We start from the raw sequence: 23,246 nt of genomic DNA on the forward strand, positions 1-23,246 counted from the left end.
GTCCCATGAAAGGCCAACGGCCATGACCACAGCACGCCCCGCCCTGGACCCCGAACTCAGCGCCCTGCTCGCCGACATGCCCCTGATGTCCCAGCTCACCCCCGACGTACTCGCGCAACTGCGCCAGTACCCCTCGACGCCCGTCGATTCACTCCTCGCGGGCCGGCAGGCCGAGCTGCGCGAAGTCACCGTGCCCGCGGCGGACGGTGCCCCGATCCGGCTGTCGGTCTTCACCCCCGCGACGGCGGACCGCACCACCGGTGCGCCCTGCGTCTACTGGATGCACGGAGGCGGGATGGTCATGGGCGACCGTCTCTCGCAGATCGACATCCCGCTGGAGTGGCTCGACGAGTTCGGCGCGGTCGTGGTCTCCGTGGAGTACCGGCTGGCGCCCGAGGCCACCGGCACCACACCGGTCGACGACTGCTACCAGGGGCTGCTCTGGATCGCCGAACACGCCGAGGAGATAGGCGTCGACCCCACCAGGATCGTCGTGGCGGGCGCCAGCGCGGGCGGCGGCCTCGCCGCCGGCGTCGCCCTGCTGGCCCGTGACCTCGGTACGCCCGCCATCGCCGCGCAGGTGCTGATCTGCCCGATGCTCGACCACCGCAACAACACCGCCTCCAGCCACCAGTTCGCCGGGGTGCCCGGCGTCTGGACCCGCGAGATGAACGAGTTCGGATGGCGCTCGGTCCTCGGCGACCTCACCGACGACGAGGTGCCCGCGTACGTTTCGCCAGCGCTGGCCGAAGACCTCTCGGGCCTGCCGGCCACCTACATCGACACCGGCTCCGCCGAGGTCTTCCGCGACGAGGACATCGACTACGCCTCCCGGCTCTGGGCGGCCGGGGGCCGGGCCGAACTCCACGTCTGGGCAGGCGGATTCCACGGTTTCGACGCCCTGTACCCGCAGGCTCAGATCTCCGCGACAGCCCGCCGGACCCGCACCAGCTGGCTCGCCCGGCTCCTGCGCTCCGCGTGACACCGCCGCGCCCGGGAGCAGATCTCCCGGGCGACGCGACCGCTCAGACGCAGCCGCAGGACCGCCGCACGATCAGTGCCGACGGGAACTGCTTCACCCGTTCCCTGCGGGACCCCACCACCCGCAGGCCGTCGTCCAGCACCAGGTCCACCGCCGCGCGGGCCATCGCCGGGCGGTCGGAGGAGACCGTCGTCAGTGGGGGGTCCGTGAGGCCGGCCTCCTTGACGTCGTCGAAGCCCGCCACCGCCAGTTCGCCCGGGACGTCGATCCGCAGTTCGCGGGCGGCGCGCAGGACGCCGATCGCCTGGTCGTCGGTGGAGCAGAAGATCGCCGGGGGCCGGTCGGGGCCGGCCAGCAGCGTCAGCGCGACGTTGTAGGCGTCGTAACGGTTGTAGAGGGCCTTGAAGAGCCGCCCCTCCGTCGAAAGACCGGCCTCCCGCATCGCGCGGCGCCAGCCCTCGACATGGTCGGTCACCGGGTCGCCGACGACCGGGGTCGACTCGACGCCGCCGAGGCAGGCCACATACGGATAGCCGTGCTCCAGCAGATGACGGGTGGCGAGCTGGGCGCCCCCGATGTCATCGGTGACGACGGCGACGTCGTCGATGCCCTCGGGGCGCTCGTGGAGCAGTACGACGCGGGCGTCCCACGCCTCTATCTCCGCCGCCGCGCGCTCGCTCGGGCCCTGGCTGACCAGGATCAGCCCCGAGACCCGCATACCGAGGAAGGCCCGCAGATAGTGGACCTCGCGCTCGTTGCGGTAGTCGGAGTTGCCGACGAGCACCATCTTTCCGCGCTCGGCGGCGGCCTGTTCGACCGCGTGCGCCATCTCCGCGAAGAAGGGCTGGCGCGCGTCGGGCACCACGACCCCTATGAGGTCGGTGCGCCGCGACGCCATCGCCTGCGCGACCCGGTCGGGCCGGTAGCCCAGCTCCTTGATCGCGGCGAGTACACGCTCGCGCGTGGCCGGGGCGACCGGCCTCGGTCCGTTGTTGATGACGTAACTGACGACCGCGGTCGAAGTTCCCGCCAGTCGTGCCACGTCGTCCCGCGTCACCTTGGCCACGCGCGGCAGTCTACGCGTGGTGACCTACCTCCCGGCAGGCCGGACGGCCCCTTCGCGTACGTCGGCCGTGTCGGCCGAATGCGTGGTGTCGTCGTTCGCGCCCCGCGGCACGCTCTGAACCGCCTCGCGCGCCCCCTCGCGGGAGCCTTCGGGGGCACCCTCCGGCGGGGCGTCGGACGGCGGTCGCGTCGCCTTCACCTTCGCGGCCGCCTCGGCGATGGCCTTCGCCTTCGCCTCCTCCGCCGCGCGCTCGACCTTCTCCGGTGTGACGAAGCGGTAGCCGACGTTACGGACCGTCCCGATCAGCGACTCGTGCTCGGGGCCGAGCTTCGCGCGCAGCCGCCGTACGTGCACGTCGACCGTCCGCGTACCACCGAAGTAGTCGTAGCCCCACACCTCTTGGAGCAGCTGCGCACGCGTGAACACCCGGCCGGGGTGCTGCGCCAGATACTTGATCAGCTCGAACTCCTTGAAGGTCAGGTCCAGGACCCGCCCCTTCAGCTTCGCGCTGTAGGTCGCCTCGTCCACCGAGAGATCACCGTTGCGGATCTCCATCGGGGAGTCGTCCGGCGAGATCTGCTGGCGCCCGGTGGCCAGCCGCAGCCGCGCCTCGACCTCGGCCGGGCCCGCGGTGTCGAGCAGGACGTCGTCGAAGCCCCAGTCGGCGGTGACGGCGGTGAGACCGCCCTCGGTCACCACGAGGACCAGCGGGCAGCCGGGTCCGGTGGAGCGCAGCAACTGGCAGAGCGAGCGGACCTGGGGCAGGTCGCGCCGGCCGTCGACCAGTATGACGTCGGCACCCGGGGTGTCGACGAGGGCCGGGCCTTCGGCCGGGGCCACCCGCACGTGGTGCAGAAGGAGTCCGAGGGCGGGCAGCACCTCCGTCGACGGCTGGAGGGCGTTCGTGAGCAGCAGCAGAGAACTCATCGCCGCCCACCTCCCCGGGTCGGACAGTATTCACATGTCTGCATCGTTGATTCGCCCATTACGTCGGTTCCTCCTCGGTCCCTGCAAGGGGGCACCTCCCACACCGGTGAGGGGGTGGGGGCGTATGTGGCACCACTGACCGGCCGCGCCCTGGGGCCGGAAAGCGCAAAAGGACCCGGGGGCTACATTGCCCGGATCCTCTTCGGAGGAGAATAACCCACGGGCGCTCGCTGTCAGAGGGTGCGGACAGCGAGTCATCGGTTCCACCGGCCGGCTCCGGACGACCGGAGGGGCCGCGGATGCCGTGGCGGGGCTGGGGATCGGCCATCATGGAGCGCCGGCGGAATCCAATGGAATCCGACCTGAATATTGCCGAGAAATTAGCGGGAGGAGTCGCCATGGCAACGGGAACCATCCGCTACTGGGCCGCGGCCAAGGCGGCGGCGGGCGTCGCCGAGGAGCCGTACGCGGCGGACAATCTGGCTCAGGCGCTCGACGTCGCACGCGAGAAACACCCGGGTGAGCTGGTCCGCGTACTCCAGAGGTGTTCGTTCCTCGTCGACGGTGACCCCGTAGGGACCCGCGGGCATGAGACCGTACGGCTTGCCGAGGGCGGCACGGTCGAAGTGCTCCCGCCGTTCGCAGGAGGGTGAACCGCAGAGCATGAGCGACGACCAGCACGACCAGAACCACGGCGCGGGCCGGCACGGGCAGGACTACGGCTCGGGCCGGCAGGGGCAGACGGGCCGGACGGGCCGGAATTACGACTCCGGGCAGTACGGACAGCAGCAGTACGGCGTACCGGGACCGGCCCAGTCGTACTACGACCCGCACCAGCAGCCCTCGTTCCCCGAGCCGTCGCACCAGGAGCCCGGCAACGGGCAGGGCGCGCAGACCTGGGAGGACCAGACCTGGGACACGCAGTACCAGCCGCAGGTCCAGTACCAGCAGCCCCAGCAGCCCCACCCACAGCAGGCCGCCGCCGAGACGGCCTATCTGCCGCAGCAGTCCGCCGCGTACCCGCTGCCGCCGGAGGTCCCGGGATACGGCCACCCGCCGTACCGGCAGCCCGCACCGGCCGCCGTGGCCCCGGCCTCCGCAGTGGCCGCCGCGCAGGCCGCGCCCGCCCCGGACACCTACAGCGCGCCCACCACCATGGGCAACGCCCGCATCACCGACGCCCAGCGCGCCCGCGCCGAGGGCCGGTCGCCGATCATCCCGCCCGGCATCCAGCCCGCCGGGCTCACCGCCGTGCTCGGCCTGCTGCTCGCGGGCGGCGCGGCCATCGGCCCGTACGCGCTGGCCGTCCCGCTGGTGATCCTCCAGGCCGTCACCGCCGCCGGCTGGTTCCGGCTGAACGGCATGTGGCCCGCCCGCCAGGGCATCGCGCTCGCCTTCGCGGGCGCGCTCGTCGCCGATGTCGCGGTGCTCGCCGTCGACGAGGAGCACACACTCGCGGCGATCCTCGGCACGCTCGGCGCGTGGGTGCTGCTCACGGTCGTGCTGCAACTGCGCAGTCACGCGGGGGCCGACGAACGCATGCAGGGCCTGATGGCCACCGTCGCCTCGGCCTCGCTGGCCATCATCGCCACCGGGAATCTCGCCGTAGCGGCGGACGCCGTGACGGTCGGCGCGCTCGCCGTCGCGGCCGCGACCGTCGCCCGCGCGCTCCCGCTGCCCGGCTTCGTCTCGATCGTGGTCGCGCTCGCCGCCGCCGCGGGAGCCGGACTCGCGGCGGGCGAGCTGACGGACCTCGGCGGCCAGGGCGTGGTCCTCGGCCTCGGCGCCGGCGTGTGCGCGCTGATCGGGCTCCGGGTCGCGAGCTACGACTACCCCTCGCGCTTCGTGCACATGACGGCCGGGGTGGCGCTGCCGCTCACGGTGGCCGTGCCCGCGATCTATCTGCTCGGACGGGCGCTGGCCTGACGCCCGTCCGGCGGGCGCGGATCCCCGCCGGGAACCGAACCCGCGCCCCGGGCGTCGATTAGGCTCACCGACGTCATGGGGGCTGGTACGACCAGGGTGGGGGACACCGAGCAATGCGCGCACTGCGAATTCTTCTGATCGTCGTCGTGATCCTCGGCGGGCTGTTCGTCGCCGCCGACCGGGCCGCGGTGTACTTCGCCGAGACCGAGGCGGCGAGCAAGATCAGGAGCAGTCAGGGCCTCAGCAGCGAGCCCGACGTCTCCATCAAGGGCTTCCCCTTCCTCACCCAGGTCCTGGGCTCGGAGCTGGACGAGATAGAGGTCAGCATCGGCGGGATAACCGCCACCACCGAGGGCCGCGAGGTCGAGGTGACCGAGGTGAAGGCCGAGCTCCGCGACGTGCGCGTGAACAGCAGCTTCTCCTCCGCGATCGCGGGCAGCGCGGAGGGCTCGGCACTGATCTCGTACGAGGACCTCACCAAGTCCGCGCCGAAGGGCGCGACGGTCGGCTACGCCGGGGCTGAGCGGGCCGCGAAGGGCCAGGTCAAGGTCTCGGGGCCGCTGGACGAGCTCGCCGAGGGCGCGGGGATCGATGTGCCGGACGCCTTCAAGGGGCTGCTGAAGGAGAACTTCACGACCTACAGCACTGTCTCGCTGGAGGGCGGCGACAAGGTCCGGCTGCGCGCCGACGATCTTCCGAAGCTGCCGGTGCCGGGCGCGAACGACAAGCTGAAAGAGGTCGTGGACTACGACCTGACGATCGACGGGCTGCCGTCGACCATCAAGCTCGACAAGGTCACGGCGGCGGAGGACGGCCTCGGCTTCTCCGGCACGGGCAAGGACGTCGACCTCACGAGCTGACGCGCTGACCCGGTGGCCTGCCCACCGGCCGCCGTATCGTGAGACGCGGATGTCCATCCCGTAGATGCGACAGGGGTACCAGAGACGCCGGGGCCGCGCCCCGGTCACCCGGAACGCCCGGTCGTCCCACATCTCGGACGATCGCGTCTCATCATCCGACACATCGGTGACACCGCACCGTATCCGTCCCTACGATCGGACGCATGCAGTGCTTCATCAGCGGTCTCCAGCAGCGGGGACAGGCGAACCTCACGAAGCGGCGGGCAGTCGACCTGTGCCGCGTCGCCGCCATGCTCTGTCGCACCGCCTGAGCGGGACACGTCCGCCCCGCCACCTCTCCCCGGCCCTTCGACCACGTCAGGGCCACCCGTGCCGTACGCAGCCCGCCGCGCCCCCGTGCCCGGAAGGCGCCGCCGCCCGCACCACCCGCCGCACACTGCCCCGGAGGAGAACACATGAGCCGCAGCGACGTCCTGGTAGACGCCGACTGGGTCGAGGCCCACATCGACGACCCGAAGGTTGTCATCGTCGAGGTCGACGAGGACACCTCGGCGTACGAGAAGAACCACATCCGTAACGCCGTACGCATCGACTGGAAGCAGGACCTCCAGGACCCGGTGCGGCGCGACTTCGTCGACCAGGAGGGCTTCGAGAAGCTCCTGTCCGCGAAGGGCATCGGCAACGACGACCTCGTGATCCTCTACGGCGGCAACAACAACTGGTTCGCGTCCTACGCGTACTGGTACTTCAAGCTGTACGGCCACGAGGGCGTCAAGCTCCTCGACGGCGGCCGCAAGAAGTGGGAGCTGGACTCGCGCGACCTGGTCGACGCGGTGCCCGAGCGCGCGGCCACGCAGTACAAGGCCAAGCCCCAGGACACGTCCATCCGCGCCTTCCGTGACGACGTCGTCGCCGCGATCGGGGGCCTGAACCTTGTCGACGTGCGGTCGCCCGACGAGTTCAGCGGCAAGCTGCTCGCCCCGGCCCACCTCCCGCAGGAGCAGTCGCAGCGCCCCGGCCACGTGCCGAGCGCCCGCAACATCCCGTGGTCGAAGAACGCCAACGACGACGGCACCTTCAAGTCGGACGACGAGCTCAAGGCCCTCTACGAGGAGGAGCAGGTCGACCTGGCGAAGGACACCATCGCCTACTGCCGCATCGGTGAGCGCTCCGCGCTCACCTGGTTCGTGCTGCACGAGCTGCTCGGCCAGGAGAACGTCAAGAACTACGACGGTTCGTGGACCGAGTACGGCTCCCTCGTCGGCGTGCCGATCGAGCTCGGCGCGGCGAAGTAACCGGCCGCGGCGAAAGCAACCCCAGACCACCCGCCTGACTCGGAGGACAGATCCCTATGTGCGGAGCGAAGGCCGGCGGCCCGGACGCCTCGACGATCAAGCCCGGTGAGACCACCATCCAGGGTTCCGTGACCCGTGACGGCGAGCCCGTCACCGGCTACGTACGCCTGCTGGACTCGACCGGAGAATTCACCGCGGAGGTCCCGACCTCGGCGACCGGACAGTTCCGCTTCTACGCGGCCGAGGGCACGTGGACCGTGCGCGCGCTCGTGCCCGGCGGTACGGCGGACCGTACGGTCGTGGCGCGGACGGGCGGTCTGGCCGAGGTGGCCATCGCGATCTGAGCCACGCGGCACGTTCGGCCGGAGGGCCGCGCCCCACGGGAGTTGGACGCTTCCAGACACGGGGCGCGGTCCTTCGTGCCGTCGTAAGCTCGATGTATGTATACGCGACGCCGTCGCCGCTACTTCATGCTGATGGGCGGGTGCATCGCCCTGTTCGTCTCGGCGTGGGCGTTCGTGCGCCTGTGGTCGGTGCCGGTGGCGATCGGCATGTGCGTGGTCGCCATGGTCATCCCGCCGGTGGCGGCGATCGTCGCGAACAGACGCGGCCCGGACGACCGCTGGTGGGACGACCCGCCGGGCGATCCGAAGTCCGGCGACCCCAAGTCGGACGAGTGGTGGGACGAACTCGACGGCCGGAAGAAGCCCCCGTCGAAATGACGCCGTGGAGCGGCCCGCGGAGCGCGCCGTGGAGGGCCCCGCACCACCTGTGCGTCAGTACACCAGCGCCTGTACGCCGTCGGCCATCGCCTCGCTGACGAAGACCTGGGCGCCCGCGATCCGTACGCCTTCCAGCACGTCCTTCTCCGCGATGTCACGCCGCGCCGCGCACTGCGTGCACAGGGTGATCCGGCCCCCCGACAGGACCGACTCGATCAGATCCGGCAGCGGCGCGGCATGCGGCAGTTCGAACGTCGCGGCCCGGCCCGGCAGGGCGAACCACGCCGACTCACCGGTCAGCCAGAGGGACACCTCCACCCCACTGGCCACGGCGACCGCCGCCACGGTGAAGGCCTGCGAGCAGCGCTCGGGGGCGTCGGCACCTGCGGTTACCTTGATCACGAGCTTCTTCGCCATGTCCCGAACTGTAATGCGCGGCCGAGGGCGCGGAGAGCGGCCGGTCCCCACCCATTAGGCTGGGGGCCGGCCTTTGTACCGCCCGTTCCGACGCTCTTCGAGGAGCACCCCGTGCTTGAGGACTTCTTCTCCGCCCTGCTGGCCTTGATCGTCGTAGGTGTCATGGCCTTTGCCGCGTACGCCGTGAAGAAGCTGTACCAGGGCCAGAACTGACCGCGCCCGCTCCTCGCCCACTCGAATCCCTACAGATCGCCTGAGCCGCTCATGATCGAGATCCCGTCCGACCTCAGCCCGGACCTTGTCCCGCTCGCCTTCCTCCTCGGTGACTGGGAGGGCGTGGGCGTCTTCGACTTCCCCGGTGAGGAGAAGGCCAACTTCGGCCAGGAAGTCTCCTTCAGCCATGACGGCAGGGACTTCATCGAGTACACCTCGCACACCTGGGCGCTGGACTCCGACGGCAAGAAGCTCCGCCCCATCGAGTCCGAGTCCGGCTACTGGCGCATCGACAAAGACCGCAAGGTCGAGGTCGTCATGGTGCGTGACCAGGGCGTCGTGGAGATCTGGTACGGGGAGCTCGCCGACCAGAAGCCGCAGATCGACCTCGTCACCGACGCCATCGCGCGTACGGCGTCCGCAGGCCCGTACAACGGCGGCAAGCGGCTCTACGGCTACGTCAACAGCGACCTGATGTGGGTCGGCGAGAAGTCCACCCCCGAGGTCCCGCTGCGCGCGTACATGTCGGCGCACCTGAAGAAGGTCGTCTCGCCGGAGCAGGTCGCGGCCTGGGCGAAGGACCTCGGCGATCTCCCGGACGACGGCATCGCGTTCTTCAAATAGGCGGACCGGCCCCATCGCGGCCCGCGCTGCCTACACTGGGTGCGTGGTGAGCACCGACTGGAAGAGCGACCTGAGGCAGCGCGGCTACCGCCTGACCCCGCAGCGCCAGCTTGTCCTCGAAGCCGTCGACACCCTGGAGCACGCGACGCCGGACGACATCCTCGGCGAAGTACGCAGGACGGCGTCCGGCGTGAACATCTCCACCGTCTACCGGACGCTGGAGCTGCTGGAGGAACTGGGCCTGGTCTCCCACGCGCATCTGGGGCACGGCGCGCCGACGTACCACCTCGCGGACCGGCACCACCACATCCATCTGGTCTGCCGCGACTGCACGAACGTCATCGAGGCGGACGTCTCGGTCGCCGCCGACTTCACGGACAAGCTGCGCGACACGTTCGGCTTCACGACGGACATGAAGCACTTCGCGATCTTCGGCAGCTGCCGCAACTGCACCGCCCGCGCGGCGAGCGGCGATTCGTAGCCGGACCGTACGCCGGGCCGTACCCTTCAGCCGGGTCGTACGCTTGTCGGTATGCAGCGACAGTCAACGACCAGCCCGCTCCTCACCCTGCCCGGTGCCGTGGCCGCCGAAGGACAGGACGAAGGTGTCGCCGCGCACTACGGCGATCTGTTCCGTGAACAACGCGCGCTCGCCGACGGCAAGGGCCTGGTGGACCTCTCGCACCACGGTGTCGTCACCGTCACCGGCGAGGACCGGCTGAGCTGGCTCCATCTCCTGCTCACCCAGCACGTCAGCGAGCTGCCCGCCGGCCGGGCCACCGAGGCGCTGATCCTCTCCGCGAACGGCCACATCGAGCACGCCCTGTATCTCGTGGACGACGGCGAGACGGTGTGGACGCATGTGGAGCCCGGTACGCGCGATGAGCTGATCGCCTATCTGGAGTCGATGAAGTTCTTCTACCGCGTGGACGTCGCCGACCGTACGGACGACTTCGCCGTGGTCCATGTCCCGGCCGGGTCCATCGCGGAGGCGCCGGACGGTGCCGTCGTACGGGAGACGCCGTACGGCCGCGACATCTTCCTGCCGCGCGCGGACCTGGAGTCGTACGCGCGGCTGTACGGCCCGCCGGCCGGGATCCTCGCGTACGAGGCGCTGCGCGTCGAGGGCCATCGGCCGCGGCTGAACTTCGAGACCGACCACCGCACCATCCCGCACGAGGTGGGCCTGATCGGCGGCGCCGTCCATCTGGAGAAGGGCTGCTACCGGGGCCAGGAGACGGTCGCGCGCGTCCAGAACCTGGGGAAGCCGCCGCGCCGGCTGGTCTTCCTGCATCTGGACGGGAGCGAGGTGGTGCTGCCGGGGCACGGTACGCCCGTACGGCTCGCCGCCGACGGCGAGGATGGCCGGCAGCTCGGCTTCATCACGACCTCGGCCCGCCACCACGAGCTGGGGCCGATCGCGCTGGCCCTGATCAAGCGCAATGTGCCGCTGGACGCCCCGCTGTTGGCCGGGAACACACCGGCGGCGCAGGAAGCGGTCGTGGAGGCCTGAGCGGGCCCTTCCCGGTACGCGTACACGAGCGGGTGGGGCACGTGCCGTGGCACGCCCCACCCGCTCACATCTCCAACTGCACCGTGAACGGGCCGTGGTTGGTGAGCGAGACCCGCATGTCCGCCCCGAACCTGCCCGTCTCCACGGTCGCCCCCAGTTCGCGCAGCCGCGCCACGACCTCGTCGACCAGCGGTTCGGCCAGCGCTCCCGGCGCCGCCGCGTTCCAGGTGGGGCGGCGGCCCTTGCGGGCGTCCCCGTAGAGAGTGAACTGAGAAATCACCAGGAGGGGCGCGTTCACTTCCGAGCAGGACTTCTCGTCCGCGAGAATCCGCAGTGTCCAGAGTTTGCGGGCCAGTTGGGCCGCCTTCTCCTTCGTGTCCTCGTGGGTGACCCCCACCAGCACACACAGCCCCTCGCCGACGATCCTGCCGACCGTCTCGGTCCCCGACTCCGTTACGACATCGACGCTCGCGCCGTCGACTCTCTGCACCACTGCTCGCATACGGACCAACCTATCCAGGGCCCGTCGTCCGCCGTATCCAGGGCCGAACGGGTGCAGATCGTCTGCAGGTGCACGTGCAGGGGTGGCACGATGCACGCAGGCGGAGAGAGGGGAAGTAAGCACGCATGAGCACATCTGGTGCCGGGCGGTCGCCCGGTCCTGTACCGATCACCGGCGGTACGACGTCCGGCAGGGGCCCGGGTGCCGGTGCGGGGACGGTCCGTCCCCCGGCACAGTGGGCGGCGGACGGTGAGAACGCCCTGGGGCTGCCGGAGTTGCGGGCGCTGCGCCGGGACGCGACGCGCGACGAGGCCGATCTCAGCTATCTGCGCCGGCTGCTCCAGGGCCGTATCGACATCCTGCGGGCCGAACTGGCACGGCGGGCCGCGCCCGAGACGCCGGTCGTCGACCGGCTCTCCGAGATCCTGGCGGACACTCCTTCGCTCCACAGGTCGTCGGCCCGGCATGTGACTCTTTCCACACCACGGAACGAGGAGTTCCGGCTGCTGGCCGCCGAGGCGCTCGCCGAGGTGGAGCTCTCCGACCTCGCCGCCCGTACGGACGAGGAGCTGCACGCCGCGATGGGCCGGCTGATCCGGCATGAGCAGCAGGTTTCGCAGCGGCGGCATCTTCTCCAACGGACGGCGGACGAGTGCAGCGCGGAGATCGCGCGCAGGTACCGTGAAGGCGAAGCACAAGTAGACGACCTGCTCACGTAATGCCATGACTGCCTTCCGTAGCGGTCCCCGCCCGGAAGGCCGATGATGACGACTCGCAGGACCACGACCGGCGCCGCCGGTGCCGTATCCCCGTCCGCCGCCCCTGATTCCCTTCCTCCGGTCCTCGCCGAGGTGGTGCGGTCCGGCTTCGTGGAGGGCAGGCACCGCGGCTCGCTGGTGCTGCTCGGGGCGGACGGCGGTGTGGAGTTCGCGCTCGGCGACGTGGACGTGCCGGTCTTTCCGCGCTCCAGCAACAAGCCCCTCCAGGCCGCGGCCGTGCTGCGCGCCGGGGTCGAACTCTCCGGTGAGCGGCTGGCGTTGGCGGCGGCGAGCCATTCCGGCGAGGCCTTCCACCTCGATCTCGTACAGAAGATGCTCGCCGAGTCGGGACTGACGGCGGACGATCTGCTGAATCCGGCCGATCTGCCGCTGGACCGGGTGGAGGCCGAGACGTATCTGGCGGCGGGGCGGGTCAGGGACCGGGTCACCATGAACTGCTCGGGCAAGCACGCGGCGATGCTGGCGGCCTGTGCGCGGAACGGCTGGCAGCTCGGTACGTATCTGGAGCCGTCCCATCCGTTGCAGCGTCTTGTCGCCGAGGTCGTCGAGGAGGCGTCGGGGGAGCGGGTCGCCGCGGTCGGTACGGACGGCTGTGGTGCCCCGCTGATGGCCATCGGCCTCACCGGACTCGCCCGCGCCTTCCGGCACTTCGTACTCGCGGAGCCCGGTACGGCCGAGCGCCGGGTCGCGGACGCGATGCGCGCGCATCCCGAGTACGTGGCCGGTACGCGCAGGGCCGACACCTGGCTGATGCGCGAGGTGCCCGGCGCGCTGTCGAAGATGGGCGCGGAGGCCGTGCAGGCGGTGGCGCTGGCCGACGGCCGCGCGCTGGCGTTCAAGGTGGACGACGGCGGCCTGCGGGCGCTGGGGCCGGTACTGGCGCGGGCGCTGGGGCTGCTGGGGGTCGAGGGACCGGTGGTGGCGCGCATCGGGCGGGCGCCGCTGCTGGGGGGCGACGCGGAGGTGGGCGAGGTCCGGGCGGTGTTCTGAGGTCTCTTCCGCCTGGCCGGTGGAAATCCGCAGGACTTCCCACCCTTCCTGTGTTTAGCGTACGGAGCATGGCCATAGACGTCCGAGTGATCAGCGAATCCGACTTCCCCGACTGGCTCCGCGCCCTGAACACCGGCTTCCTCAGGCCGCCAGGACCGAGCGAGAAGGAGGTCGAGGACCGCAGGGCGTACATGGACCCGAGCCGTACGCGGGGCGCGTTCGACGACGGCCGCTGCGTGGCGACGTACCGCACCTTCCCGCAGGAGCTGACCGCCGTCGGCGGCGCCGCGCTGCCGGCCAGCGCCGTCTCCAACGTCACGGTCTCGGCCACGCACCGCCGCCGCGGGCTGCTCAGCCGGATGATCAACGACGATCTGGCGGAGGCGAAGGAGCGCGGCGACATCGTGTCCACGCTGATCGCGGCGGAGTACCCGATCTACGGGCGGTACGGCTTCGGCCCGGGCGCCTGGACCACCGAGTGGTCGATCGACGTACCGCGGGCGGGCCTGGACCCGCGCCGGAGCGGACAGCCGGACGACGGCGGGCGGATCGACCTGGTCGACGGCGCGGAGTCGCGGAAACTGGGCCCCGAACTGCACGACCGGCTGCGCTCGGTCAGGCACGGTGTGATCAGCCGCAACGAGCGCTGGTGGCAGGTACTCACGGGCATGGTGACCCCGCACGGAGTGCCGTGGGTCGAGCCGTTCCACGCGGTGTACCGGGACGCGTCGGGCGAGGTCCAGGGCCTGCTGACGTACCGGGCCGACGAGGTGTGGGGCGACGCCAAGCAGCCGCTGAACACGGCGACGGTGCTCGACGCGATCGCCGTGACGCCGGCGGCGGAGCGGGCGCTGTGGCTGTACGTCTGCTCGATCGACTGGATCCAGACGGTCCGCACGGGGCGACGCGCCCCGGACGACCTGCTGCCCTTCTTCCTCCCGGACCCACGCGCGGCCAGGATCGTCACGCAGGCGGACTATCTGTGGGTGCGGATCCTGGACACCGTTCGCGCGCTGGAGTCCCGTACGTACGCGGCCCCCGGCACCCTGGTCCTGGACATCCACGACCGCGCGTCCCTGGCCTCGGGCCGCTACCGCCTGGACACCACGGCCACGGGCACCACCTGTGCCCCGACGACCGAGTCGCCGGATCTGACGCTGGACGTACGGGAGTTGGGCGCGCTGTATCTGGGGGACGAGTCGGCGGTCCGGCTGTCGGCGCTGGGCACGGTGACGGAGGAGAAGCCGGCCGCGGCGTCCCGTGCGGACGCGCTGTTCCGCACCTCCCGCCGACCGTGGTGCCCGGACCTGTTCTGAGACGGCTTCCGACGGGCCGGCCCGGTGGGCCGACCCGCGGTCAGCCCATTCCCGGCTGCATGAAGAGCAGGGCCAGGACGACGGCGCCGATTCCGGCGCAGGTGGAGCTCCTGAACTTGATACCGCCGGTGAGCATGAGGAACGCTCCCGCGCCTAAGACGCCGTATTTCAGCTGGACGGCTTGCTCGAGTACAAGGGTGAGAACTGGCATGACGGCCCCTCCAGGCAGAGTGGAGAACTCAGAGCTGTGCGGATGCGTGGCACACGTGGCGTGAGGGACGCGACTGGAAGCGCGTGGGGCGAGCCCGTACGACGGTGGACGGGCGACGAGTGGAGCGAGTAGTTCCGCCAAGTTCTTCAACTTGGTTGCCAACTACTGAAGTTGTTCCCGGTTATCGGGTGGTGTAACCAACTCCATGTACCTGACGAGAGATGGCCATAAGTTGTAACGTTCTTGTGTGAACTCTGAACGCAGTGCACTGAACGGCACGGACAAGCCGACGTCGGAGGACGTGGCGGAGGTTCTCCGTGACCGGATGGATTCCGGCGAACTCGCCGTCGGTGACGCCATGCCGACGCAGGCTGCCCTGGTGAAGGAGTTCGAGGTGCAGCGCAGTGTCGTACGGGGGGCCCTGAAGCTGCTCCAGGAGGAGGGGCTGCTCACCGAGCCCACCCGGGGTGCCCCGGCCCGCGTCGCCGACCGCTCAGCCCGTACGGAGGCGGCGGACGGCACGCCCCGGGAGACGATGGTCGCGCTGGGGCCCCGGATCGACGCGGCCTTCGGCGCGCAGGACGTCCGGATAGACGCCCTCTGCCTCACCGCGGAGTCGCTGAGCGCGGCCTTCGGCGAACAGCGCAGGCTCATCGCGACCCGGGACTCCACGCCGGCCACGGTCCGGGTCCGCGTGCTGATGCCCAACCGGGACATCGACCTGGCCTTCCCCCGGATGATCGGCGATCCGGAGGAGGACGACCCGGTCCATCTCCGCTGGCTGAAGATGCGCAACGCGCACGGCACGGTCCTCAGTGACCATCTGCGGGGCCTGGGTGCCGCACACGACATCGACGTGGACGTGCAGTTCAAGGCGCTGCCCTTCACCCCTCCGGTGAAGCTGTATCTCCTCAACGGCACGGAGGCGCTGTTCGCGTACTACCGGGTCACGGAGCGCGAGGAGCAGATCAACCGGAAGCCGGTGGCGGTGTGGGACACGCTGGGCGGCGAGTCTCCGCTCTTCTCGTTCGGGGCGGGGGCCGGGCAGCCCCACCGGGACCACGCGTTCGTCCGCCAGTCGCAGGTCTGGTTCGACGCCCTGTGGACAACCATCGCCACCGACCTCAACCTGGTCTGAAGGCCCGCCGGTTCGGGATCCGGCGCCGCCCGCTTCCCCGGCCGCTCACCAGCCCGGCGGCAGCGCCCGCCTGGGCGTGCGCGCCCGGCGGCCAACCGCCGCCGAACAGCCGGGAGTTGGCTGGCGGCCGTCGGTGAGACACGGGGCATGGGGGGCTGTTGGGGGCCGTATCCGGGGGTCACGGGGTAGCGTTCTTGCGTGGTTCCGCCGATGCCCGAGCCGCCCCGAGAAGACATCCCGTACGGGAGGGGGGAAGTGCCGAAACGTATCCGCACTCCCGACTCCCACCACCGACTGTTGCCGACGGACGGAACGATGTGGCTGACCTGCGCGAGCTCTTCGACTCGACGGCGTGTGTGCTCTTCGACTTCGACGGCCCCGTCTGCGGGTTGTTCGCCGGATACCCGGCGCACCGCGTGGCCGCCGAACTGGTGAGCTGGCTCCGCAGACAGGGCCGGGAATCCCTGCTGACCAGGGACGAGGCCGGCTCCGACGACCCGCACGCGGTGCTGCGGGCGGTCGCGCTCACCGCTCCGGACAGCGGATTCCTCGGGGAGCTGGAGGCCCAACTCACGGAGCACGAACTGCGGGCCACGGATACGGCGGAGCCCACCGAGTACGCGGACGAGCTGATCCGGGCCCTTAGGTCGCGCGGGCTGGGGCTGGCCATCACGACCAACAACTCGGCCCGCGTCGTCGAGCGTTATCTGGAGGCTCGCGGACTGGACGACTGCTTCGGGCCCCACATCCACGGCCGTACGCGCGACCTCCACCGGCTCAAGCCGGACCCGGACTGTCTGCTGCGGGCTCTGGACTCCACGGGGGTCGCCGCCGAGCGGGCGCTGATGATCGGGGACACTCCCGCGGACTGCGTGGCGGCCCGGAAGGCGGGCGTCGCCTTCGTCGGCTACGCGCGTAACCAGCGCAAGTGGAACCTGCTCGTGGGTGCGGGCGCGCCGACCGTCGTCTCCTCGCTGAAGCCGATGCTGGACGTGGTCGCCCGCAAGCCAGGGGGCGCCAGAAACGGTGGTTCTCCTCGTATCTGACGAGGCTTGGCGGGAATTCGCCGGTCAGGTCACCCGATGACCCGTCCGGAGTAACCGTCCACTCACTTGGCGGAGTTTCTGATTCAAGTGGCCGCTGAGCGTCCTGGGTTGGCGGTTAGGATGTGCACCCCACCGTGTGTCGGTAGAACAATCAGAACCACCTCTGTGGGCATTCCCCCGTGAGGTGCAGAGTTCAGGTGTCCGAATATCAGTCGTTGGAACCGCACAGGACCTTCGCGGAGTACGCCCAAAACAAGGGCGTTCGACAGCGAGGCCATCACAACGACAACTATCTGGTGGCGCCGACCGAGGAAGTGGCGGCCACCCTCGGTCTGGAACCTGGCACGAAGGTCATGCTGCGGCGCAGGAATCCGGCCGCGCTGCCCGTCGTGCCACGGACCTGGCCGGACGAGCCGGAGATCCTCCGTTCGCTCAGGGGCCGTCTGGCGTACGTCCCCGAATGCCTCGCCACGATGGGCGACTTCGCCGTGCACACCTATGTGGAAGGCGTCCCGCTCTCCGCGGTCTCCTCCGACGGCCAGATCCTTGACGCCGGGCTGCTCCGGGCGGTCGCCGGCCTGCTGGCGGAGATGACCACCGTTCGCCGCCGGCATCTGCCCGAGCTGCCCCCGTCCTGGCCGCGGGACGGCGCGAGCCGCTCCTTCCTGCGGACCCTCGCGGCGCTCACGGACCAGCAGGTGCGCCGCCCCAACTGGCCTGCTTTCGGCGGGCTGTTCGCCACCCTCGGGGTGCCGGAGGGAGCCCTGAGCGGCTTCGCCGAGAGAGTCCCCGCGATGTCCGCGAGGCCGTTCGGGCTCCTGCACACGGACCTGCACCGCGACAACCTGATTCTCCGCGAATCCCCGTCCGGGACCCCGGTGATCTGCGTCGACTGGGAGCTGGCCTCCTACGGGGATCCGCTGCACGACCTCGCCACCCATCTCGTACGGATGCGCTATCCGGCCGAACAGTGGGACGACGTCAAGGAAGCGTGGGCGCGGGCCGTGGCGGACACCCGCCCGCAGGCCGTGAACGGTCTGGAGACGGACCTTCTCCACTACCTGGATTTCGAGCGCGCGCAGTCCGTCTATCCGGATGTGATCCGGGCGGCCCAGTCGCTGGGCCCCGACGCCGGGCCCGGCAGTCTCAAGAAGGCCACCGAAGCCGTACAGACCGCGCTCGAACTGGCTCGCCGCCCGCTGAGGCTCAGCCGCGTCGCGGGGGCCGCGGAGATCAGCAAGGCACTCCGCCGCTGGGAAGCCTCGCAGCCCGGCCGGGAGGACCGGGCGCTTCACCCCGTCGGTACCGTCCCCTGGGAGCCCGACGACGAAGTCCACGGGTGGAGCGGATATCCCCTGGAAGCCGTCTCACGGGCGCTGTCGGCGGAGGGGGCGGCAGGCGCCGGGCAGGTCTTCAAAGGCACCGGGCACCTCAACACCGTCGTCCGGGCCGGCCGCGACGGTGAGACCGTGGTCGTACGGCGCAGGCTCGACGGCGGCAACCGCCGGGAGCGCGGCTTCCTCGACGAGCATCGGGTCCTCCAGGCGCTCGAATCCGTCCGGCCCCGGGTGCGCGCGCCCGAGGTACTGGCCCGTGGCACCAGCGGCGGCGACGACCGGTTCGTCATCCACTCGTACGTCGGGCCCGTCGGCGGCGCCCATCCGCCCGAGCATCCCGCCGACGGGCTCAGCCTCCGCGAGGCGGACGACCTGGTCGACCAGCTGTGCGCGCTGACGGACGTTCCGACCCACGGGCTCGGCCCCGACGTGGCGCACGGCGACTTCTACCAGTGGCTGAGCGGCCGGCTCATCGACATGGTCGCCGGCCTGCCCAGGGAGTCGCTGCGCCGTGCGGCGGTGCTCGGTCTGCCCAACGCGAACCGGCTCAGGGAACTCCTCACCCACACCTTCGTCGCGCCCCGGAAGCGGGTGCTGCTGCACGGTGACCTCAACCCGTGGAATCTCATCAGGAACGAGAAGCGCGACAGCCTGACGATCATCGACTGGGAGATGGCCGTGGTCGGCGATCCCCTCTACGACCTCGTAAGGCATCTCCATCTCACCCCGCACGGCCCGCAGACCAGGGAGCGGATGTTCCGCCGGTGGTACGGGAAGCTGGACTCGCAGTACACCAAGGGCTGGGAGGAGGACTGGCGGTTCTACCGCTGGATGGAGATCGTCCGCTCCGCCTACATCGACCTCGACCGGCTGCTCACCGGCGAGAGCCTCGACACGCCCAACGTCCGCAGGGCGGTCGACTCGTACTCCCTGACCCTCTCCGGCGCCACCGCCTCGCTGGGGCTGCGGACCAGGCACCTCGACCATCGGTATCTCGCGCTGGACCTGCCGGGCGTTGACCTGATCGGGGCGGACGGCTGAGCGTCGGGTCGTCGAGTGCGTCTCGCCGTCACGCCGTCCGGCTCCTGAACAGCCGCCCCGAGACCCCCACCGCCACCAGCAGAATCCCCCCGCACCAGCCCAGTGCCACCCACGGATCCGTGCCCACCGGCTGGTTCAGGAGGAGGCCGCGGAGGGATTCGATCAATGGGGTGACCGGCTGGTTGTAGGCGAAGCCGTGGATCCAGGGCGGCATCGTGGCGATCGGGGCGAACGTGCTGCTCGGGTATGTCAGGAACATCATGAAGAACGAGAACGCCCCCGCCGCCTCCGGGGAGCGGGTCAGCAGGCCCACCGCCGCCGCCAGCCAGGAGATCGCCAGGATGAAGGCGAGCAGCAGGCCCGCCGCCGCGAGGGCGGCCGGGAGGGTGGGGGAGGGGCGGAAGCCGATCAGGAGCGCCACGCCGAGGACCAGGACCGTCGAGACGATGTTGCGGACCGCGCTCGAAGCGACATGGCCGGCGAGGATCGACCTGCCTCCGACGTCGAGCGAGCGCAGGCGGTCGATGATGCCGCCCTTCATGTCCTCGCTGACGCCCACGGCTGTGCCGGACGAGCCGAAACCGGCGCAGAGCAGCAGGACGCCGGGGACGACGTAGGCGACGTACGGATCGCCCGTGCCGGTACTGATCGCGCCGCCGAAGAGATAGACGAAGATCAGCATCAGCATGACCGGCAGCATGAGCGAGGTGAAGATGGCATCGACGTTACGGCTGCTGAGCCGGGTCGAACGGGCCGTCATCACCAGGGAGTTGTTCAGCACCCGGCCGGCCGGGGACATCGTCGCCGGGTCAGACATGGGCCGGCTCCGCGGTGGTGCGGCCGGTCAGGGCCATGAATACGTCGTCGAGCGAGGCGCTGTGCACCCTGAAGCTCACGACGTCCCGGCGTGCCGGGTCGATCTCGTCCAGCAGCGCCCGTACCCGCGTCGCCGTGCCGTCCGTCGGCAGGCCGAGCGTGAGCGTGTCGGCCGACCGCTGTACGGCGAGGGGCGCGAGGCGCTCGTACGCCGCCGCGTCGGCGACCACCACATCGAGACGATGGCCGGCGACCCGGGCCTTCAGCTCCGCCGCGGTGCCCTCGGCGGCCACCCGGCCCGCGTCGAGCACGGCGATACGGTCCGACAACTGGTCGGCCTCCTCCAGGTATTGGGTGGTGAGGAAGACCGTGGAGCCGCCCGCCGAGAGATCGCGCACCACCTGCCACAGCTCCTGGCGGCTGCGCGGGTCGAGCCCGGTCGTCGGCTCGTCCAGGAAGATCACCTCCGGTTCGCCGACCAGTCCGGCGGCCAGATCGAGCCGCCGCCGCATACCGCCCGAGTACGTGCCGGTGAGCCGCCGCCCCGCGGCCGTCAGACCGAACCGCTCCAGCAGTTCCGCGGCGCGGCCGCGCGCCGCCGCGCGTGAGAGACCGCCGAGGCGCGCCATCATGCGCAGGTTCTCCTCGCCGGTCTGTTTCTCGTCGACCGAGGCGAACTGGCCGGTCAGGCTGACCGCCCTACGCACCTGGCGGCGCTGGGTCCGTACGTCGTAACCCGCCACCCTGGCCGTGCCGTTGTCGGCGTCGGCGAGCGTGGCGAGGATCCGGACGGCGGTCGTCTTGCCCGCGCCGTTGGGGCCGAGCAGGGCGAAGACCGTGCCGCGCTCGACGGTGAGATCGATGCCGTCGAGCACCTTCACCCGCCCGTCCCCACGCCCGTAGGACTTCTCCAGACCGATGGCGCTGATGGCTCGTGTGCCGTGTGTGCCGTGTGTGCCGCGTTCGCCGCGTGTATCGCGTTGCTTCTGGGGACTCATGGCCGCCGCTCCTCCGTTATGCGTATGCCTTACGCTTGATGTGTAAGGGTTACGCATAACTAGGATGGCGTCAAGCGCGGGCAGGCAGGACGGGGAGGAAAGAGACGTGACGGGCGAGAACGACGGGAACGGCGACAGCACGGGAGACACCGGGCTGCCGGCCAGCATCGAAGCCGCCTGGGGCCTGCGCGAACGCCCGACCAAGGGCCGTAAGCCCGGCCTCACCCTTCAGCGGATCGTCGACACGGCCGTCACCGTCGCCACGACCGAAGGGCTGCCCGCCGTCTCGATGGGCCGGGTCGCCAAGAAGCTCGGCGTCTCGCCGATGTCGCTCTACCGGTACGTGGCGGCCAAGGACGAGCTGTACGTGCTGATGCAGGAGGCGATCATCGGTGACCCGCCGGCACCCCCACCGCCGGGCACCGACTGGCGCACGGCGATGGCGGAATGGGCCTGGGCGATGCGCGGGATCTTCTACGAGAACCTGTGGGCGCTCCGTATCCCCGTCTCCAGCCCGCCCGCCACTCCCCGGATGGTGGCCTGGTGGGAGTCGGGGCTGGTGGCGCTGGAGGGGACGCGGCTCGACTGGGGCGAGAAGCTGTCGGTGATTCTGCTGGTCAACGGCTACGTACGGCACGAAACGACGCTGATGGCCGACCTGGCGGCAGCCGTGACGGCCAGCGGCAAGCCGGCGGACGTCGTGCTCGCCCGCTACGGGCGCACGATCCAGAAACTGGCCGACCCCGCGCGCTACCCGTCCGTCGCGGAGATGCTGGCGTCCGGGGTGATGGAGATCCCGGACGAACCGGAGAGCCCGGACCACGAGTTCACCTTCGGACTCGAACGCATCCTGGACGGCATCGAGGTGCTCGTACGGGAGCGCGGCGGGGACAGCGGCGTGGGCGGAAACAGTGGCGTCGGCGGGGCGCGCATTCCGTAAGGTGCGGGCGTGGATCTCTTTCAGACGGTGAACGGGCGGGTACGGGGGCGTCGGACCGCCCCCGATGTCGTCGCGGTGCTCGGCATCCCGTACGCCGCACCGCCGTTCGGAGCCGACCGCTTCAACGCCCCCCGCCCCGCGACCCCGTGGCAGGGCGTACGGGAGTGCGCCGGCTTCGGGCCGATCGTGCCGCAGTCGGCGGAGCTCCCGGGATCGCCCGCGTGGTCACCCGGCGACGAGGACGTGCTCAACCTGAACGTCTGGACGGCCGGGAACGCGGCGGGGAAGCGGCCCGTGCTCGTCTGGATCCACGGCGGCGCGTACACCTTCGGCTCGTCGGCCCAGCCCGACTTCGACGGTACGGCCCTGGTCCGCGCCGGGCTGGTCGTCGTCACCCTCAACTACCGGCTCGGCTTTGAGGGGTTCGGCCACATCCCCGGCTCCGACCGTCCCGACAACCGCGGTCTGCTCGACCAGATCGCCGCCCTGGAGTGGGTGCGCGACAACATCGCGGCCTTCGGCGGCGACCCCGCCAACGTCACCGTCGCCGGGCAGTCGGCGGGGGCGGCGTCCGTGGCGTGTCTGACGGTGATGGAGCGGGCGCGCGGGCTGTTCCACCGCGCCGTCGCGCACAGCGCGGTCGGCCCGGTCTACCCGCGCCAACTCGCCGCCGACACCACCCGGTTGGTGGCGGACGCCGCCGGAGTCCCGGCCACGGCCGACGGGTTGACGGCGGCGTCCCCGTACGACCTGGTCCACGCCTCCGACCAGGTCGTCGCCCGTCTGCGCGAGGACCCGGCGGCGGGGGCACGGCACTACGACCCGGTGCTCTACGGCCCGGTCGCCGACGGCGAGTCGCTGCCCGCCGACCCGCTCGCCGCCGACGCGGCGGACCGCGCCGACGTCGACCTCCTCGTCTGCCACACGACGGAGGAGTACTGGCTGATGGACGCGGTCGGCAGCAGCAAGAAGATCACGACGGACGGTCAACTCGACGCCTTCGCACGGGACTTCGGGCTGCCAGACGATCTCGTACCGGCCTACCGGGCGCTGCTGCCCGACGCGCCGGTGCTCGACCTGTACCTCGCGATCTACGGCGACATGTCCTTCGCCGAGTACAGCAGCCGCCTCGCCGAGCGGCATGCCGGCGCGGGCCGCAGGACGTATCTCTCCCGCTTCGCCAGGCGGCGCGTCACGGAGAGCGGAGTCGTGCACCCCTGGCACTGCGCCGACGTCCCGTTCGTCTTCGGCACCCTCGACGTGCCCGAACTCGCCTTCCTGATCGGCGGCCCGCCGTCGGCCGAGGACCACGAACTGTCGCGCCGTATGGTCCGGGCGTGGGCGGACTTCGCCGCGACGGGGGATCCGGGCTGGCAGCCACTGGACGCGGACGGCGACGCGGGCGGCGAGGCGGACACCGTACGGATCTGGGGGACGGGGGACGCGCACGACGGTGACGCGCACGACGGTGACGCGCACGACGCCGGTGCGTACGACGCCAGTGCGCACGACGCCTTCCGTGCCGCGTGGCGGGGCGTCGACTACAGGGCCGTACACCCCTGACCACCACCCCTGACAGGATGGGCG

Annotated in this window: 26 protein-coding genes; 19 read left to right on the plus strand and 7 right to left on the minus strand. The window is 70.7% G+C overall.

The window, feature by feature from the left end; genetic code table 11:
• Window positions 1-22 precede the first annotated feature (22 nt).
• Entirely contained in the window at window positions 23-982 is a 960-nt protein-coding gene (locus OIE74_RS20825) for an alpha/beta hydrolase (RefSeq protein WP_329385861.1), read from the plus strand.
• Between the two features lie 43 nt (window positions 983-1,025).
• Here OIE74_RS20825 and OIE74_RS20830 read toward each other — a convergent pair whose 3' ends face one another.
• On the minus strand, window positions 1,026-2,048 hold the full coding sequence (locus OIE74_RS20830; protein WP_329385864.1) for a LacI family DNA-binding transcriptional regulator: 1,023 nt from the start codon (window positions 2,046-2,048) through the stop codon (window positions 1,026-1,028).
• 24 nt (window positions 2,049-2,072) lie between these two features.
• Window positions 2,073-2,975, minus strand: coding sequence for a response regulator transcription factor (locus tag OIE74_RS20835; RefSeq protein ID WP_329385867.1), 903 nt, complete (start codon window positions 2,973-2,975; stop codon window positions 2,073-2,075).
• Window positions 2,976-3,373: 398 nt separating this feature from the next.
• On the opposite strand from OIE74_RS20835, the gene OIE74_RS20840 reads away from it, so the two are divergent.
• The 7 genes from OIE74_RS20840 (at window position 3,374) to OIE74_RS20870 (ending at window position 7,778) form a co-directional block, all read left to right on the plus strand.
• Window positions 3,374-3,628 carry a MoaD/ThiS family protein gene (locus OIE74_RS20840; protein WP_329385871.1) on the plus strand — a complete coding sequence of 85 codons (255 nt, stop codon included), beginning with the start codon at window positions 3,374-3,376 and terminating at the stop codon, window positions 3,626-3,628.
• 10 nt (window positions 3,629-3,638) lie between these two features.
• Entirely contained in the window at window positions 3,639-4,901 is a 1,263-nt protein-coding gene (locus OIE74_RS20845; protein ID WP_329385874.1) for a hypothetical protein, read from the plus strand.
• 113 nt (window positions 4,902-5,014) lie between these two features.
• Complete coding sequence (locus OIE74_RS20850) at window positions 5,015-5,761, plus strand: LmeA family phospholipid-binding protein (protein WP_329385877.1); 747 nt, start codon at window positions 5,015-5,017, stop codon at window positions 5,759-5,761.
• Window positions 5,762-5,964: 203 nt separating this feature from the next.
• Window positions 5,965-6,072 carry a putative leader peptide gene (locus OIE74_RS20855; protein ID WP_023540667.1) on the plus strand — a complete coding sequence of 36 codons (108 nt, stop codon included), beginning with the start codon at window positions 5,965-5,967 and terminating at the stop codon, window positions 6,070-6,072.
• A 144-nt stretch (window positions 6,073-6,216) separates the two neighbouring features.
• Window positions 6,217-7,056: a sulfurtransferase gene (locus tag OIE74_RS20860; protein WP_329385880.1), complete on the plus strand. Its 840-nt coding sequence runs from the start codon at window positions 6,217-6,219 to the stop codon at window positions 7,054-7,056.
• A gap of 56 nt (window positions 7,057-7,112) precedes the next feature.
• Complete coding sequence (locus OIE74_RS20865; RefSeq protein WP_329385883.1) at window positions 7,113-7,400, plus strand: DUF1416 domain-containing protein; 288 nt, start codon at window positions 7,113-7,115, stop codon at window positions 7,398-7,400.
• A 96-nt stretch (window positions 7,401-7,496) separates the two neighbouring features.
• Window positions 7,497-7,778, plus strand: a complete 282-nt coding sequence (locus OIE74_RS20870; RefSeq protein ID WP_329385886.1) for a DUF3099 domain-containing protein — start codon at window positions 7,497-7,499, stop codon at window positions 7,776-7,778.
• A gap of 54 nt (window positions 7,779-7,832) precedes the next feature.
• Here OIE74_RS20870 and OIE74_RS20875 read toward each other — a convergent pair whose 3' ends face one another.
• Window positions 7,833-8,195, minus strand: coding sequence for a DsrE family protein (locus OIE74_RS20875; protein ID WP_329385888.1), 363 nt, complete (start codon window positions 8,193-8,195; stop codon window positions 7,833-7,835).
• Window positions 8,196-8,459: 264 nt separating this feature from the next.
• Between OIE74_RS20875 and OIE74_RS20880 the strand changes: the two genes are divergently transcribed.
• The 3 genes from OIE74_RS20880 to ygfZ are packed head-to-tail and all read left to right on the plus strand — an operon-like array spanning window position 8,460 to window position 10,545.
• The gene (locus OIE74_RS20880) at window positions 8,460-9,032 is read left to right on the plus strand and encodes an FABP family protein (RefSeq protein WP_329385891.1); all 573 of its coding nucleotides are present in this window, start codon (window positions 8,460-8,462) and stop codon (window positions 9,030-9,032) included.
• 43 nt (window positions 9,033-9,075) lie between these two features.
• Entirely contained in the window at window positions 9,076-9,513 is a 438-nt protein-coding gene (locus OIE74_RS20885; RefSeq protein ID WP_329385894.1) for a Fur family transcriptional regulator, read from the plus strand.
• 51 nt (window positions 9,514-9,564) lie between these two features.
• Window positions 9,565-10,545 carry a CAF17-like 4Fe-4S cluster assembly/insertion protein YgfZ gene (gene ygfZ, locus OIE74_RS20890; RefSeq protein ID WP_329385897.1) on the plus strand — a complete coding sequence of 327 codons (981 nt, stop codon included), beginning with the start codon at window positions 9,565-9,567 and terminating at the stop codon, window positions 10,543-10,545.
• Window positions 10,546-10,609: 64 nt separating this feature from the next.
• Here the strand turns inward: ygfZ and dtd are convergent, their stop codons facing one another.
• Window positions 10,610-11,047, minus strand: coding sequence for a D-aminoacyl-tRNA deacylase (gene dtd, locus OIE74_RS20895; protein WP_329385900.1), 438 nt, complete (start codon window positions 11,045-11,047; stop codon window positions 10,610-10,612).
• A 125-nt stretch (window positions 11,048-11,172) separates the two neighbouring features.
• On the opposite strand from dtd, the gene OIE74_RS20900 reads away from it, so the two are divergent.
• From OIE74_RS20900 to OIE74_RS20910, 3 genes are all read left to right on the plus strand, one after another.
• On the plus strand, window positions 11,173-11,766 hold the full coding sequence (locus OIE74_RS20900; RefSeq protein ID WP_329385903.1) for an RsiG family protein: 594 nt from the start codon (window positions 11,173-11,175) through the stop codon (window positions 11,764-11,766).
• Window positions 11,767-11,811: 45 nt separating this feature from the next.
• Window positions 11,812-12,816, plus strand: coding sequence for an asparaginase (locus tag OIE74_RS20905; protein ID WP_329385906.1), 1,005 nt, complete (start codon window positions 11,812-11,814; stop codon window positions 12,814-12,816).
• Between the two features lie 68 nt (window positions 12,817-12,884).
• Complete coding sequence (locus tag OIE74_RS20910; RefSeq protein ID WP_329385908.1) at window positions 12,885-14,132, plus strand: GNAT family N-acetyltransferase; 1,248 nt, start codon at window positions 12,885-12,887, stop codon at window positions 14,130-14,132.
• Between the two features lie 40 nt (window positions 14,133-14,172).
• Here the strand turns inward: OIE74_RS20910 and OIE74_RS20915 are convergent, their stop codons facing one another.
• The gene (locus OIE74_RS20915) at window positions 14,173-14,343 is read right to left on the minus strand and encodes a hypothetical protein (RefSeq protein WP_329385910.1); all 171 of its coding nucleotides are present in this window, start codon (window positions 14,341-14,343) and stop codon (window positions 14,173-14,175) included.
• Between the two features lie 247 nt (window positions 14,344-14,590).
• Between OIE74_RS20915 and OIE74_RS20920 the strand changes: the two genes are divergently transcribed.
• The 3 genes from OIE74_RS20920 (at window position 14,591) to OIE74_RS20930 (ending at window position 18,905) form a co-directional block, all read left to right on the plus strand.
• Window positions 14,591-15,481: a GntR family transcriptional regulator gene (locus tag OIE74_RS20920; RefSeq protein WP_329385912.1), complete on the plus strand. Its 891-nt coding sequence runs from the start codon at window positions 14,591-14,593 to the stop codon at window positions 15,479-15,481.
• Between the two features lie 317 nt (window positions 15,482-15,798).
• On the plus strand, window positions 15,799-16,527 hold the full coding sequence (locus tag OIE74_RS20925) for an HAD family hydrolase (protein ID WP_329385914.1): 729 nt from the start codon (window positions 15,799-15,801) through the stop codon (window positions 16,525-16,527).
• Between the two features lie 197 nt (window positions 16,528-16,724).
• Window positions 16,725-18,905, plus strand: a complete 2,181-nt coding sequence (locus OIE74_RS20930) for an aminoglycoside phosphotransferase family protein (protein WP_329385916.1) — start codon at window positions 16,725-16,727, stop codon at window positions 18,903-18,905.
• Between the two features lie 28 nt (window positions 18,906-18,933).
• On the opposite strand, the gene OIE74_RS20935 is transcribed toward OIE74_RS20930, so the two are convergent.
• Both OIE74_RS20935 and OIE74_RS20940 read right to left on the minus strand, forming a co-directional pair.
• Complete coding sequence (locus tag OIE74_RS20935) at window positions 18,934-19,704, minus strand: ABC transporter permease (protein WP_329392369.1); 771 nt, start codon at window positions 19,702-19,704, stop codon at window positions 18,934-18,936.
• A 10-nt stretch (window positions 19,705-19,714) separates the two neighbouring features.
• Window positions 19,715-20,719, minus strand: coding sequence for an ATP-binding cassette domain-containing protein (locus OIE74_RS20940; protein WP_329385918.1), 1,005 nt, complete (start codon window positions 20,717-20,719; stop codon window positions 19,715-19,717).
• Window positions 20,720-20,825: 106 nt separating this feature from the next.
• On the opposite strand from OIE74_RS20940, the gene OIE74_RS20945 reads away from it, so the two are divergent.
• Window positions 20,826-21,659 carry a TetR/AcrR family transcriptional regulator gene (locus OIE74_RS20945; protein ID WP_329385920.1) on the plus strand — a complete coding sequence of 278 codons (834 nt, stop codon included), beginning with the start codon at window positions 20,826-20,828 and terminating at the stop codon, window positions 21,657-21,659.
• A 9-nt stretch (window positions 21,660-21,668) separates the two neighbouring features.
• Entirely contained in the window at window positions 21,669-23,222 is a 1,554-nt protein-coding gene (locus OIE74_RS20950; protein WP_329385922.1) for a carboxylesterase/lipase family protein, read from the plus strand.
• The last annotated feature ends 24 nt before the right edge of the window (window positions 23,223-23,246 follow it).

Origin of the sequence: Streptomyces sp. NBC_01716 (genome assembly GCF_036248275.1) — a bacterium.
Classification (GTDB): domain Bacteria; phylum Actinomycetota; class Actinomycetes; order Streptomycetales; family Streptomycetaceae; genus Streptomyces.

What these genes read in the sequence shown, in the direction of transcription:
- OIE74_RS20940 (WP_329385918.1), bottom strand. Translation starts at nt 20,719, where the DNA reads ATGAGTCCCCAGAAGCAACGCGATACACGCGGCGAACGCGGCACACAC.
- OIE74_RS20865 (WP_329385883.1), top strand. Translation starts at nt 7,113, where the DNA reads ATGTGCGGAGCGAAGGCCGGCGGCCCGGACGCCTCGACGATCAAGCCC.
- OIE74_RS20825 (WP_329385861.1), top strand. Translation starts at nt 23, where the DNA reads ATGACCACAGCACGCCCCGCCCTGGACCCCGAACTCAGCGCCCTGCTC.
- OIE74_RS20855 (WP_023540667.1), top strand. Translation starts at nt 5,965, where the DNA reads ATGCAGTGCTTCATCAGCGGTCTCCAGCAGCGGGGACAGGCGAACCTC.
- ygfZ (WP_329385897.1), top strand. Translation starts at nt 9,565, where the DNA reads ATGCAGCGACAGTCAACGACCAGCCCGCTCCTCACCCTGCCCGGTGCC.
- OIE74_RS20905 (WP_329385906.1), top strand. Translation starts at nt 11,812, where the DNA reads ATGACGACTCGCAGGACCACGACCGGCGCCGCCGGTGCCGTATCCCCG.
- OIE74_RS20835 (WP_329385867.1), bottom strand. Translation starts at nt 2,975, where the DNA reads ATGAGTTCTCTGCTGCTGCTCACGAACGCCCTCCAGCCGTCGACGGAG.
- OIE74_RS20900 (WP_329385903.1), top strand. Translation starts at nt 11,173, where the DNA reads ATGAGCACATCTGGTGCCGGGCGGTCGCCCGGTCCTGTACCGATCACC.
- dtd (WP_329385900.1), bottom strand. Translation starts at nt 11,047, where the DNA reads ATGCGAGCAGTGGTGCAGAGAGTCGACGGCGCGAGCGTCGATGTCGTA.
- OIE74_RS20860 (WP_329385880.1), top strand. Translation starts at nt 6,217, where the DNA reads ATGAGCCGCAGCGACGTCCTGGTAGACGCCGACTGGGTCGAGGCCCAC.
- OIE74_RS20870 (WP_329385886.1), top strand. Translation starts at nt 7,497, where the DNA reads ATGTATACGCGACGCCGTCGCCGCTACTTCATGCTGATGGGCGGGTGC.
- OIE74_RS20850 (WP_329385877.1), top strand. Translation starts at nt 5,015, where the DNA reads ATGCGCGCACTGCGAATTCTTCTGATCGTCGTCGTGATCCTCGGCGGG.
- OIE74_RS20875 (WP_329385888.1), bottom strand. Translation starts at nt 8,195, where the DNA reads ATGGCGAAGAAGCTCGTGATCAAGGTAACCGCAGGTGCCGACGCCCCC.
- OIE74_RS20915 (WP_329385910.1), bottom strand. Translation starts at nt 14,343, where the DNA reads ATGCCAGTTCTCACCCTTGTACTCGAGCAAGCCGTCCAGCTGAAATAC.
- OIE74_RS20935 (WP_329392369.1), bottom strand. Translation starts at nt 19,704, where the DNA reads ATGTCCCCGGCCGGCCGGGTGCTGAACAACTCCCTGGTGATGACGGCC.
- OIE74_RS20880 (WP_329385891.1), top strand. Translation starts at nt 8,460, where the DNA reads ATGATCGAGATCCCGTCCGACCTCAGCCCGGACCTTGTCCCGCTCGCC.
- OIE74_RS20910 (WP_329385908.1), top strand. Translation starts at nt 12,885, where the DNA reads ATGGCCATAGACGTCCGAGTGATCAGCGAATCCGACTTCCCCGACTGG.
- OIE74_RS20845 (WP_329385874.1), top strand. Translation starts at nt 3,639, where the DNA reads ATGAGCGACGACCAGCACGACCAGAACCACGGCGCGGGCCGGCACGGG.
- OIE74_RS20840 (WP_329385871.1), top strand. Translation starts at nt 3,374, where the DNA reads ATGGCAACGGGAACCATCCGCTACTGGGCCGCGGCCAAGGCGGCGGCG.